Source organism: Nocardia spongicola (assembly GCF_047200775.1).
Classification (GTDB): Bacteria; Actinomycetota; Actinomycetes; order Mycobacteriales; family Mycobacteriaceae; genus Nocardia.
Map to the genome: position 1 here is coordinate 58,101 of NZ_JBJZOO010000003.1, position 12,607 is coordinate 70,707.

Here is a 12,607-nt window from a genome sequence, read left to right on the forward strand (position 1 = left end):
TTGCGTACCGAGGCGGTCCGGACAATTGTGCTGCCGCTCACGCTGTGTCGATTACCGCATGACCGGGATTCATCGTGGTCGCGCTGTGCCGCCACCTCCGGTTCCGACTGTTCTTCCGAGGGTGTCCGGCGCTGCCTGGTCTCGGACAGCAGCCGCTGCCGCGACCGGAAGCCGATGACGCGGGACACCGTGATCAGGGGCGGTGTCGATCAGGAATGTGGCATCCGGGTTGAAGTCGGATGGCGGCTTGTCCTACGGTTTCGCGACATGCGGATGCTGCATACCTCGGACTGGCATATCGGGCGGACGTTTCACGGGGTCGATCTGCTTGCCGACCAGGAACGTTCGCTGACCGCGATCGCGGAACTGGTGGCCGAGGAAGCGGTCGAGGTGGTGCTGCTACCCGGTGATGTGTACGACCGGTCGATTCCGAGCGCCGACGCCATCGCGGTATGTAACCGGGGGTTCGAAGCCATTCGTGCGGCCGGAGCACAGATCGTGGTCACCTCGGGTAATCACGATTCGCCTGCCCGGCTTGGTGCGGGTGCGAGTTTTGCCGCGGCGGGCGGATTGCATCTGCGTACCACCACAGCCGCGGCCGATCGGCCGGTGCTGCTGGCAGACGAGCACGGGCCCGTGGCGTGCTACGGCATCCCGTATCTGGAACCGGAGATCGTTCGCACCGAACTCGGTGTACCGCACGCCCGCTCCCACGCCGAGGTTTTGGACGCGGTGCTGGCCCGGATTCGTGCCGATATCGCGCGGCGGCCCGGCGTGCGCACGGTTGTGCTGGCACATGCGTTCGTCGTCGGTGGGGAGGCGAGCGGATCGGAGCGGTCGATTTCCGTCGGCGGAGTGGAGACGGTGCCGCTGGCCGCCTTCCACGACATCGACTATGTGGCGCTCGGTCATCTGCATTCACCGCAGACCCTGGCCGAGTCGGTGCGCTACTCCGGCTCCCCGTTGCCGTATTCGTTCGGGGAGAGCGCACAGCGTAAGGCGGTCTGGATCGTCGACCTGGACGCCTCCGGCCTGCAGTCGGTTCGTCGCAGGCAGCTGCCGATAATCCGGGGCCTGAGCAAGCTCACCGGCACGGTGGAGGAGTTGCTGAGCGATGCGCGCCACAGCGCGGCCGAACAGCACTATGTCTCGGCCGTGCTCACCGATCCGGCCCGCCCGGTCGACGCCATGCGTAAGCTACGGGAACGGTTCCCTTATGCCGTGCACGTGGAATGGATGCGCCCGGAAGGTAATCCGGAATTGCACTACCGTGAGCGAGTGCACGGCCGCCGTGATATCGAAGTAGCCCGCAGCTTCCTCACCGACGTCCGCGGGTTGCCGGACTCGAGTGATATGGCGTGGCTGGAACGTGCGCTGTCCGCCGCGGTCGCCGAACCCGAGCACGCGGCTACCGGCCTCGACGAAGTGCCCGCATGAGTATGCGGGGAAGGGGGAACAACGTGGGCTTCCCGCGGAAACAGGGCACCGGCACGGTATGAGGCTGCACAAGCTGGAGATCACCGCATTCGGCCCGTACGCGGGCACCGCCACTGTCGATTTCGACGAGCTCGGCGCCGACGGTCTGTTCCTGCTGCACGGCCGGACCGGAGCGGGCAAGACCACGGTGTTGGACGCGATCGCGTTCGCGCTCTACGGCAAGGTGCCAGGTGCGCGCGGGGAGAGCAAGCGGTTGCACTCCGATCACGCATCGGAACGGACACCGCCGCAGGTGGTGTTGGAGGCGACCCTGGGTGGGCGGCGGCTGCGCCTCACCCGCAGCCCGGAATTCGAGCGGCCCAAACGGGATGGCAGCGGTATGCGTACCGTGCCTGCCAAGGCGACACTGACCTGGTTGGACGGCCACGGCGAAAACCTGTCCCGGATACCCGATATCGGCGCCGAGGTCCTGCGACTGCTCGGTATGAGCGCCGATCAGTTCTTCCAGGTGGTGCTGCTGCCACAGGGCGATTTCGCGCGGTTCCTGCGAGCGGATAACGAAGAGCGCGAGAAACTGCTCGAAAAGCTCTTCGACACCAGGCGTTTCGGTGCTGCCGAGCAGTGGCTCGCCGATAGGCGCCGCACCGCCGCGGCCGATCTGGATACCCGCACCGAAAGCATCAAGCGACTGATCATTCAGGTGGGTATGGCCGCCGGAGTAGGGGACTCGGTCGGTCTGATGGAGTCGGTCGGCTGGTCGCAGGAGCTGTTGGCTACTGCCCGCGCTGAGCTGGCCACAGCGGTGGCGGAAGTCGAACGCTGCGAACGTGTCGCGGCACAGACGAGGGAGCACGCGGCACAACAGCGTCGGTGGAACGAGCTGCGCGGTCGCTCGGCCGTGGCGCGGCAACAGCTGGACGATCACGCCTCGTCCGCGCCGCGGCGCGGCGCCATGCAGGCCGAACTCGAGCTGGCGCGGCACGCCGAGCCGGTAGCGGAGGCCATCGACGAGGCGCGGTCGGCGGTCCGGGAGCAGCGGCGACTGGATGGTGCGAAACAACAGGCGGCCCAGCGCTTGACGGCCCGGCTGCTGGAACCGGCGAGCGCTGATCTCGGCAGGGAAGAGCTGCTCGGGGAACAACCGCGTGCGGCTGATGCCCTCGGGACCGATACCGCGGTGCGGCTGCGCGCCGATGCCGATATCGATGCGGCGATCCAGCGCTGGAGCGGACAGATCGGCAGGCTGGACGAAGTACGCGCCGATGCCGACGGGCTCACCCGGCTCGACAAGGAACTCGGTGCCTTGCGCGCCGAAGACGCGACAGTGGAGCGACGTATCCACACGCTCACCCAGCGATGCGATCAGCTGCCCGCCGCACTCGCTACGGCCGAAACCGGATTACGTGAGGCGACCGAAGCGGCTGCGATATTGCCCGGGCTGCGTAAGGAAACCGAACGACTGCAGACCGCGGCCACGGCAGCCGTCGAGCTTGCTGCCCGCCGTAGTGCGCTCGACCATGCCAGGGTGGAGTTCGATACGGCACGCGCGGCGCACCTCGATGCCAAGGAGCGGGTGATCGACCTGCGGGAGCGACGGCTGACCGGAATGGCTGCCGAGCTGGCCGGTGAGCTGGTCGACGGAAACCCGTGCGCGGTGTGTGGTTCGGCCGAGCATCCCGCGCCTGCCCAGCCCACCGCGACCGCGGTGTCCGAAGCCGAAGAAGAGCACGCCATGGCGGCCGAGCGTGCGGCCGAGCGCACCAGGGACCATGCCATGGCCGGTATCACCCAGCTGGAGCGCGAGATCGAAGCGCTCATCGCCCGCGGCGGCGATGCCGATCGGGTGGAACTCGCCGCGGCGGTGCGCAGCGCGGCCGATCGCTATGCGGACCTGGCCGAACTGGCCGAACGCGCCGACAGTCTGACCACCGAGCGCAACAGGCTGCGCGAGGAGGAAACGCGCGTACACGAGCAGCTACGCGAATACGAGGCCAGGCGCAGCGCGATCGCGGCCACCCTCGCCGCCGCCGAGATACGCCGCACCGAGCTCACCGAACGGCTGCGCGCGGTGGCAGGCGCCGATGAGACCATCGACCGCCGCCGCGCCCGGCTCACCGCCCTGGTCACCGAGGCGACCACATTGCGCGATGCCCGTGCGGAAGCGGAAGCGGCGGCCGACCAAGTAGCGGCGCTTGCCGACCGGGTGGAAAAGCTGGCCCGCGCGGCAGGTTTCGGCACCGATGATCCCGCCACGGATACCACGCCCGGCGCTGTCCGCGATGACATCGCCGTATTGAGCGCGTACGCGAAAGTGATCGCCGCCGCATCCCGTACCCGCGTGCGGCAGGACGAGATCGAAGCGGAACTCGTGGCGGCCGACCGGGCCCGCGCGCATGCGGAAGCTGTGCTGGCGGAACCGGAGATCCAGGCGGCGATGGCACGGGAGCCCGGTGATCCGACGGAGCTGGACGCGCGGGTCGCGGCCGCGCAGGAGGCGCTGAACACCGCGGTCGCGGCCCATACCGAGGTGAGTGGACGGGCGAGCCGACTCGCGGAACTGGGCGGTCAGCTCTGGGCCGCGGTCGACCGGATCGCCCCCGCGCAGCGGGCCTTCGAAGAACTGGATGGGCTCACCGATGTGGTCGCCGGGCGGGGTGCGAACAACCGCCGGATGTCCTTGCACTCCTATGTCCTTGCCGCCCGCCTGGAAGAGGTGGCGCAGGCCGGATCGGTGCGACTACGGCGAATGTCCGGTGGGCGTTATGAATTCGTCCACTCGGATAAAGCAGGACGGTACGGTCGTCGCGGTGGACTCGGGCTCGATATCCGCGACGACTACACCGGTGCCATTCGTCCGGCCAAAACGCTCTCCGGCGGTGAGACATTCATGGCCGCCCTGTCCTTGGCGCTCGGTTTGGCCGATACGGTCGCGGCCGAATCCGGTGGAATAGTGCTGGACACTCTTTTCATCGATGAGGGTTTCGGTGGTCTGGACGCCGACACCCTCGACGCGGTGATGGGGGTGCTCGACGAACTGCGGGCAGGGGGCCGGGTGGTCGGCGTGGTCAGCCATGTGGACGAGATGCGGCAGCGTATTCCCAGCAGATTGCATGTGGTGCGCGGTCAGACCGGTTCTCGGCTGCAGGCCACCATCGCCTGAGATCGGTTACCCTGTGCCGGAGCAATAGCAGTCTGCAGAGTTTCGAAAGAGGTCCAGGTGGGCAGACAGGAGTACACAACACTCCATTTCTCGCAGTCCAACCCACTGGGCGAGGGGCAAGCAGATGTACCCAAGCTGCTGAAAACGGTTGCGGCGACTCTGCAGGATTTGGGTGACATCACCGTTACGGACCTGATCCTTCATAACGAGATCACTGCAGACGGGGACTGGCCGTCCATCACGGTGTACTACGACCGGGAGAACGGTACCGAATAGGCAGCCCGACAAAGACGTCACAGTCTGATCGAGCAATGGAACGCCGACCCGAGCCATTGGTTCGGCGCAAAACCCCGGAAGAAATCATCGAATCACTCGATAAATATTCTCAACGCATTTCAGGAGCGAAACACCAGGTATGTCCTCGATGATCGGTCGTTGCCGGAATGCACCCGGTCAGGGTCGTTCGGTGCGCGCAGAGCCGGGATGTACCCCTTCATGGTCGAGCAGCTTGCGTTTCACCGGTAACCCCCAGCGGAAGCCGCCGAGTGCGCCGCCGGTGCGCAGGATCCGATGGCAGGGCACGAACAGTGCGGCGGCGTTGCGGGCGCATGCGTTGGCCGCGGCACGGGTGGCCTCGGGACGACCTGCCTTGGTTGCGAATTCGGTGTAGGTGAGCGTGCTGCCCGCCGGGACGGTACGCAACACTTCCCAGGCGTGCGTCAGGAACTGCCCGGAGCGCTGACGAACCGGAATCGGGTCGATCGCGGTGAGATCACCGGCATGGTAGGCGGTGATGGCTTCGGTCACCGCGCCGAGCGAGTCCCGTTGCCGCAGTTGAACTGGGCGCAGTGTGGTGTGGATCAGACCGCGTAAGTTTTCTGCGTCGTCGGTCCAGCCGGCGGCCAGGACCGCGCCGTCAACGTCGACAAGGGCGGTGAACGGACCGAGCGCGGTATCGGTTATCGCGAAATCGGCTGTGGTGTTTCTTGTTCTGCTCGTATCGGTATGGATAACGCCGTTATCATTCATGATTCGGCCGAGCCTTTCGTCGTGGTGTGCTTTCGTGGTGCGCTGCGATGGGGTGAACGCGAGGATGGCCTGCGTATGGTCGTCGAGGATGCTGTCCGCTCGGCCAGCGCCGCCTGCCACAGCCGCATCGACAGGTACGACCGCCAGGGCGCCCAGCGCGCGGTATCCGATAAGTCGATACCGAGCAGGGTCGCGCCGCGGCGCACGACCAGATCGGTGCCGAGCAGGATGTCCGGATCGGCGAGCAGGCGCATCGTTACGTAGTCGGCCGTCCACGGTCCGACGCCGTCCAGTGCGAGTAGTTCATTGCGCAGTTCGGTGGCGGTGCGGCCCTGGTGCAGGTTTAATGCACCGCAGGCCAGTGCTTCGGCGGCCGCGGTGATGGCGCGAATCCGCCGGGCCGGGCCGGTCAAGACTTCGGCGCCGTGTGCGGCGATCGACTCAGGGGTGGGGAACAGCAGCGGGAGCGGACCGGTCACCCGGGTGCCGAGTGCCTCGACCAGCCTGGCGGTATGTGTTGCCGCGGCGGATACCGAGATCTGCTGCCCGATCATGGTGCGTAGTAAGAGTTCGGCTCCGTCCAGGCAGCCGGGTACTCGGATACCGGGCCGGAACGCCGGCCGCCGGGGGTCGGAGTGATCGAGATCGGGTATTGCCGCGGGGGCCTGCGATGTGTCTGTGTCCGGTGGATATCCGATATGGCTGTTCGGCTGTGGTGGCGGGACCGGCTCTGACCAGGTGTATGCGCTGCCGAGTACCGCATCGATTCCGACGGGGTCTGCGTCCAGATCCAGCAGATGCCGCAGCCGGGAGACTGTCGGCGCCAGATCGCGCATATCGTGCAGGGATAGTTCCGCCCGCACATGGCGGTGCTGGAAGCTCAACCTGGCGGTGGCGTGCCCGTGTGGGGTGCGCAGATTTCTGGTGTAGGCGTGGTCCTCCCACAACTCCATGCCCGGGACGAGGTGCGCGGACAGGAACCACTCCAGCCAGGCCTGGTCCAGGGGCTCCCGGTAGGGCAGCCGCAGTGTGAGCCTGCCCGCGCCGGTGGGAGCGGGCACCCCGGATTTCGCGCGCCGCGCCTCGGCCCGCATGGTGCTCGGGCTGACCGCGAAGACCTCACGCACCGTATCGTTGAACTGGCGGATGGAGGCGAAGCCTGCCGCGAACGCGATATCGGACATGGACATCGTGGTGGTCTGGATCAGCAATCGCGCGGTATGTGCCCGATTCGCCCTGGCCAGGGCCAGCGGTCCGGCGCCGAGCTCGGTGCTCAGCACCCGGGTCAGTTGCCGCTGCGAATAGCCGAGTGCGCCTGCCAGCGCGGATACTCCGCCACGTTCGATGACACCGTCCCCGATCAGCCGCATCGCGCGTGCCGCGAGATCCGCGTTGGTGTTCCATCGTGGTGAGCCGGGCGCCGCGTCCGGCAGGCAGCGGCGGCAGGCACGATATCCGGCTTGCTGGGCCGCGGCGGCAGTCGGTAGGAACGACACATTGGATGGCTTCGGCGTGACCGCGGGGCACGAGGGTCGGCAATAGATTCCGGTGGTTCGCACGGCGGTGAAGAATTGCCCGTCGAATCGTGCGTCGCGGGTCGACACCGCTCGGTAACACCGTTCGAAATCCAATACCGTGCTCGTCACATCCACCACAGTGGCAGTAGCCTCGGACCTGCGCTAGCGGAAATCCGCCATGGGTGTCAGTCGTTGTCACCGCTATAGGCCGAGGTCCGAGCAATGACCAGTGCTGCCGTACGCGGTCCGGGCACTCGCGCGCAGCGGAGCCGAGCCCGCCCCGCGCACCGGGGCGGACAGTACGACCGGCTCGGTGCCGGTAGCTGGGTCCGCGTCCGGGTTCGTCCGGTGCGCGTCGATCGGGATTTCCGCTCCGGAAGGGCACTCAACAGCAGCGATTGGCAGGATTGCGGTCCGCTTCGACATATCGTCGCTGCCAATACTCCCGTTCGGTGGGAATGTCGCGGTCCGGGTGCGTGCGTCGCAGATGCTCGATGTAGCGCTGGTAGTCCCGCCCGCCGAGGACCGAGTCGAACCACCAGATGCCTGCGCGGATGCCCGCGCCGCAGGCAGAGGCCACGGTGCGCAGCCGGGTGCCGACCGATCGGGTGGATCGGTCGGCACCCGTGGCCATAGCCCGGTTCATCGTGCGTGGATGTGCTTGGTATCGGGGTCGGTAGTCCGTCCGACCGCGATCAGCTCGTCCCATTGGCGCTGGACCTCCTTCTCCGCCTTGGTGGCGATGAAACCACTCGGGGCGAAGATCTTCGACGGCTGCTGCGGTGTCTCGGTGGTCGTGGTATCACCACTGCGCCAGGCACGGAAAGCGACCACAGCGCCGACGACCGCCACGAGCAGCACCAGCACCGCGAACACGATCGACAAGGTGCCCTGGATGAAGGTATTGCGCACGATCGCGCTCATATCGTCCTGGGTCTTCGCTGTCAGGCACAACTCTCCGGCGTCTCGTGCGGCCCGGCAGAGTGCGTGCTGTTTCCAGAACCCGAGCTTCGGGTCGGCGGAGAAGATCTTCTGCCAGGACGCGGTCATGGTCACCACCAGATCCCAGGCCAGCGGGATACCGGGAATCCAGGCCCATTTCACCAGGCCTTTCTTCACCACGACCACCAGAACCACGGTCAAGGCTATGGCCGCGAGCAATTGGTTGGCGATACCGAACAGCGGGAACAGGGAGTTGATGCCGCCCAGCGGATCGGTGATGCCCATCAGCAGGATCGAACCCCAGGCGGCGACCACGAGGGCCGAGCACAGCCACGCACCGACCCGCCATGACGGATCGCGGAACCGTTTCGCCGCCCCGCCGAAATTACCCAGTACATCCGACAACATGAACCGCGCCACCCTGGTGCCCGCGTCGATCGTGGTGAGGATGAACAGGGCCTCGAACATGATCGCGAAGTGGTACCAGAACGATTTCATGCTCGCGCCGCCGAGGAACTGGTGGAACACCTCGGCGATGCCGACGGCCAGGGTCGGCGCACCACCGGTGCGGGAGACGATGGTCGTCTCCCCGACATCACTCGCCGCCTGGCTCAACTGCTCCGGTGTCGTGGGCGGACCGTTGAGCCCGAGACTGTTGGTATAGGCCGCGGCCTGCTCCGCGGTGCCGCCGGTGAGCCCGGCGGGCGCGTTCATCGCGAAGTACAGATGCTGGTCGATGATCGAGGCGGTGATGATGGCCATGACCGCGACGAACGACTCCATCAGCATGCCGCCGTAGCCGATCATCCGCGCATGCGACTCCTTTTCCAGCAGCTTGGGCGTGGTCCCGGAAGAGACGAGTGCGTGGAAGCCGCTGAGCGCACCGCAGGCGATGGTGATGAACAGGAACGGGAACAGTGAGCCCGCGAAGGCCGGACCGGTGCCGGACACCGCGAAGCTGGAGACCGCGGGTGCTTGCAGCACCGGCATGGTGATCAGGATGCCGACCGCGAGCAGACCGATGGTGCCGATCTTCATGAAGGTGGACAGATAATCCCGCGGCGCGAGCAACAGCCATACGGGAAGCACCGAGGCGATGAAGCCATAGCCGATGAGCAGCCAGCAGAGGGTCACCGGCGCGAGAGTGAACCAGTCGGCACCCCACTCGGTTTCCGATACCCAGCCACCGCTCACGATGGCGAGAATCAGCAGGACGAACCCGATCGCGGACACCTCACCGACCCGGCCGGGCCGCAGAAACCGCAGATACACCCCCATGAACAGCGCGATCGGAATGGTCATGCCGATCGAGAAGACTCCCCACGGACTGTGCGCGAGCGCGTTCACCACCACCAGCGCGAGCACCGCGAGCAGGATCATCATGATCACGACGATGCCGAGCATCGCCGCCCAGCCGCCGATCACGCCCAGCTCGTCGCGGGCCATCTGCCCGAGGCTGCGACCGCGCCGCTTCATCGAGATCCACAGCACCAGATAGTCCTGCACCGCACCGGCCAGCACTACACCGATCACGATCCAGAGAGTGCCGGGCAGATAGCCCATTTGCGCGGCCAGCACCGGACCGACCAGCGGACCCGCGCCCGCGATGGCGGCGAAATGGTGCCCGTAGAGCACCCGCCGGTCCATCGGCATGTAGTCCTTGCCGTTCTCCAGGATCTCGGCGGGGGTGGCCAGATCGTCGCGTGGCTTGGTGATCCGGTGTTCGATGAACCTGGCATAGAGCCGGTAGGCGGTGATGTACGTGCACACCGCGGCGATAACGATCCACACCGCGTTGACCGATTCACCACGCGAGATGGCGAGAACCGCCCAGGCGAGGGCGCCGAAGACGGCGATCCCGGCGAAGATGGCCCTCTTGGCCGGAGTGATCGGGGACCGGTCGACCACACCGACAGGTGGTAGGTCGGGATCGGTCCGCAGATATTCGATTGTCGCCATCCGCCTACTCTCCTGTGGAACACGTTTTCCTGGGAACCGCGCAGTACCGTGCGGAAACATGCGTCAACATATCCGATCGGCAATCACCGTCGTGCCGATTCCAGGAGTTGGGCTCGTAGCGTGGAATATTGTTCCTGCGCCGGTCGGCACCGCCGCGGACCGGGCGTGTAACGCCATGCGATCCGAGGAGCTCCACATCCGTCCTGAAGGAGGGCTGTGCCGCGTGCCGATCCCGCCACCCTGGTCCGGCGCCGGACGCTGCTCGGGGCGGTGCCCGCCGCCGCGCTGCTGGCGGCGGGCGGCTGCGGAACCGAAGACAACGCGCTGACCTTCTTCTTCCAGGCCCGGCCACAAGAGGCGCTGGTGCGGCTGCGGATCATCGAGGAATTCCGCAAACGCCACCCGGATATCGGAATCCGCACCATAATGTCCGGTCCGGACCCGCTGCAGCAGATGCTCACCTACTGCGCGGGAGGTAAATGCCCGGATGTGCTGATGGCCTGGGAGTTGCTGTATGCGGGATTGGCCGACCGCGGTGTGCTGCTGGATCTGAATACGCTGCTCGACCGCGATCCCGGCTACGCCGCCGCGCTCCGCGCCGACAGTTATCCGGCGTTGTACGACACCTTCGGCTACGCGGGTGGCCAGTACGCCTTGCCCGAACAGTGGTCGGGAGTGTTCCTGTATTACAACCGGGAATATTTTGCCGAGGCCGGGATCACACCGCCCGCCCGCTGGCCCGATGCCTGGTCCTATGCCGAGTTCCTCGACGCCGCCCGCGCGCTGACCGGGCGCGCGCGGTCCGGGCGGACCAGATGGGGTTTCGTCGACGCCTGGGTGCCGTATTTCTCCGCGGCCTGTTTCGGCAGGAACAACGGCGCCGAGTGGTTCACCCCACCGGTGAATCCGACCAGGAGCAACCTCGGTGATCCACGCTTCGCCGAAGGATTCCAGTTCTACGCGGATCTGGCGGTGCGTCATTGCGTAGCGCCGAGCGCGGCCGAAACGCTCTCGGTTTCGGCGCCGGATCTGTTCCGCAGCGGTCGCGCGGCGATGGCGCTCGGCGGCCACTGGCTCTACGCGGAATTCGCCGGACACGACGATCTCGCACTCGATGTGACGGTGCTGCCGGTCGGTCCGCACGGCGGCCAAGGCGCCGTCACCGCCGTCGGCAGCACTGGCCTTGCCATCGCCGCTGACAGCCCGCGTATCGAACAGGCCTGGGAATTCGTCAAATTCGCGACCGGTCCGGTAGGTCAGGAGATCATCGCCGCATCCGGCCTGTTCGTCCCGGTGCTCGGTTCGGCGATGCGCTCGCCCGGCTTCGCCGCCGCACACCGCGGGATCGGCAATCTCGAGGTATTCACCGATGGTCCGGCCCACTCCCGCCCGCTGCCGGTGACCCCGATCTGGGGCAAGATCTCGGCCCTGTTGGAACGCGGCGGCAACCGGGTCCTGCGTGGCGCCGCCGACGCCGCCTCATTGCACGGCCGCGTCGCGGCCGATATCGACGCGCTGTTGGACCCATCATGAACCGCTCTGTCGGGCTCATCGTGAACGGTCCTGTCGGGGGCGTCATGACTATCGTGCTCGGCGTGTCATGAACCGTGCTGGGCGAGTGCACCGCAAGGGCGAAGCCATCCGGCGCGCCCCCTCCCGTCTGGCTCGCAGACGAGAACGTGCGGGGTGGGCATTCGTCGCGCCCAATCTGGTGGCCGTCGTGGTTTTCCTCTTGTTCCCCTTGGGGTTTTCGCTCTATCTGAGTTTTCATTCTTGGGACTTGTTCGGCCCCATGCGGTTCGTCGGTCTGGACAACTATCTGCGGCTGTTCGGCTCCGATCCGCTGTTTCGCATCGCGGTACGCAATACCGTCCTTTTCACGGTGCTGACCGTGGTGCCGACGGTGGCCATCGGGCTCGCTGTCGCCGCGGTCCTGAATCGACCATTGGCCGGTATCGGCGTATTTCGTACGCTGGCGTTTCTTCCGCTGGTCGCTTCGGCCGTCGCTATGGCGGTGGTGTGGCGGTTCCTGTTCACCGAGGATGGGCTGCTGAATGTCGCGCTCGGCAAGCTCGGTCTCGGCGCCGTGCCCTGGTTGACCGATCCGAACTGGGCACTGGTGGCGCTCAGTATCGTCACGGTCTGGAAGAGTGTGCCGTTCGCGACGGTGATCCTGCTCGCCGCTCTCCAAGGGGTGCCGGAGCCGCTCTACGAGGCGGCGAAGATCGACGGCGCCGGGGCGTTTCGGCGTTTCCGCGCGATCACCGTGCCATTGATCCGCGGTCCGCTGTCGTTCGTCCTCGTCGTCACCGTCATCAACTCGGTGCAGGCCTTCGATCAGGCCTACGCGCTGACCGGTGGCAACGGTGGCCCCGAGACCGGCACCTACCTGCTGGGGATCATGCTGTTCCAGAATGCCTTCGGCTTCTACGAGATCGGTTACGCCTCCGCGCTCGCCTGGGTGATCTTCGCGATGCTGTTGCTGTGTACGCTGCTGCAACTGCGGATGGCCCGGCGGGCGGAGGTGGAGACGTGACCGCGGGGTCTGCGGACGGCACGCGCG

At 66.4% G+C, this 12,607-nt stretch carries 9 protein-coding genes; 5 read left to right on the forward strand and 4 right to left on the reverse strand.

Annotated features, from left to right (window positions below; genetic code table 11):
* Positions 1 to 267 precede the first annotated feature (267 nt).
* From ACL02S_RS08070 to ACL02S_RS08080, 3 genes are read left to right on the forward strand one after another with little or no spacing between them, the layout of a single operon-like run.
* Positions 268 to 1,437: an exonuclease SbcCD subunit D gene (locus tag ACL02S_RS08070; protein WP_412801701.1), complete on the forward strand. Its 1,170-nt coding sequence runs from the start codon at positions 268 to 270 to the stop codon at positions 1,435 to 1,437.
* A gap of 58 nt (positions 1,438 to 1,495) precedes the next feature.
* Positions 1,496 to 4,597 carry an AAA family ATPase gene (locus tag ACL02S_RS08075; protein ID WP_412801702.1) on the forward strand — a complete coding sequence of 1,034 codons (3,102 nt, stop codon included), beginning with the start codon at positions 1,496 to 1,498 and terminating at the stop codon, positions 4,595 to 4,597.
* A 57-nt stretch (positions 4,598 to 4,654) separates the two neighbouring features.
* Positions 4,655 to 4,873, forward strand: a complete 219-nt coding sequence (locus ACL02S_RS08080) for a hypothetical protein (protein WP_412801703.1) — start codon at positions 4,655 to 4,657, stop codon at positions 4,871 to 4,873.
* A gap of 177 nt (positions 4,874 to 5,050) precedes the next feature.
* Here the strand turns inward: ACL02S_RS08080 and ACL02S_RS08085 are convergent, their stop codons facing one another.
* The 4 genes from ACL02S_RS08085 to ACL02S_RS08100 all read right to left on the reverse strand — a co-directional run bounded on the left by ACL02S_RS08085 (position 5,051) and on the right by ACL02S_RS08100 (position 10,044).
* Entirely contained in the window at positions 5,051 to 5,626 is a 576-nt protein-coding gene (locus tag ACL02S_RS08085) for a methylated-DNA--[protein]-cysteine S-methyltransferase (RefSeq protein WP_412801704.1), read from the reverse strand.
* A complete protein-coding gene (locus ACL02S_RS08090; protein WP_412801705.1) occupies positions 5,623 to 7,272 on the reverse strand; it encodes an Ada metal-binding domain-containing protein in 1,650 nt (549 codons plus the stop codon). Before ACL02S_RS08090 ends, ACL02S_RS08085 begins: the two co-directional genes overlap by 4 nt.
* A 256-nt stretch (positions 7,273 to 7,528) precedes the next feature.
* Positions 7,529 to 7,699, reverse strand: coding sequence for a CstA-like transporter-associated (seleno)protein (locus ACL02S_RS08095; protein ID WP_412802068.1), 171 nt, complete (start codon positions 7,697 to 7,699; stop codon positions 7,529 to 7,531).
* A gap of 86 nt (positions 7,700 to 7,785) precedes the next feature.
* On the reverse strand, positions 7,786 to 10,044 hold the full coding sequence (locus tag ACL02S_RS08100; RefSeq protein ID WP_412801706.1) for a carbon starvation CstA family protein: 2,259 nt from the start codon (positions 10,042 to 10,044) through the stop codon (positions 7,786 to 7,788).
* A gap of 216 nt (positions 10,045 to 10,260) precedes the next feature.
* Here ACL02S_RS08100 and ACL02S_RS08105 point away from each other — a divergent pair, with 216 nt between their 5' ends.
* Together ACL02S_RS08105 and ACL02S_RS08110 are read left to right on the forward strand one after the other, a co-directional pair.
* On the forward strand, positions 10,261 to 11,577 hold the full coding sequence (locus ACL02S_RS08105; RefSeq protein ID WP_412801707.1) for an ABC transporter substrate-binding protein: 1,317 nt from the start codon (positions 10,261 to 10,263) through the stop codon (positions 11,575 to 11,577).
* A gap of 67 nt (positions 11,578 to 11,644) precedes the next feature.
* Positions 11,645 to 12,580 (forward strand): carbohydrate ABC transporter permease, encoded by a 936-nt coding sequence (locus ACL02S_RS08110; RefSeq protein ID WP_412801708.1) that lies wholly within the window; start codon positions 11,645 to 11,647, stop codon positions 12,578 to 12,580.
* Positions 12,581 to 12,607 lie beyond the last annotated feature (27 nt).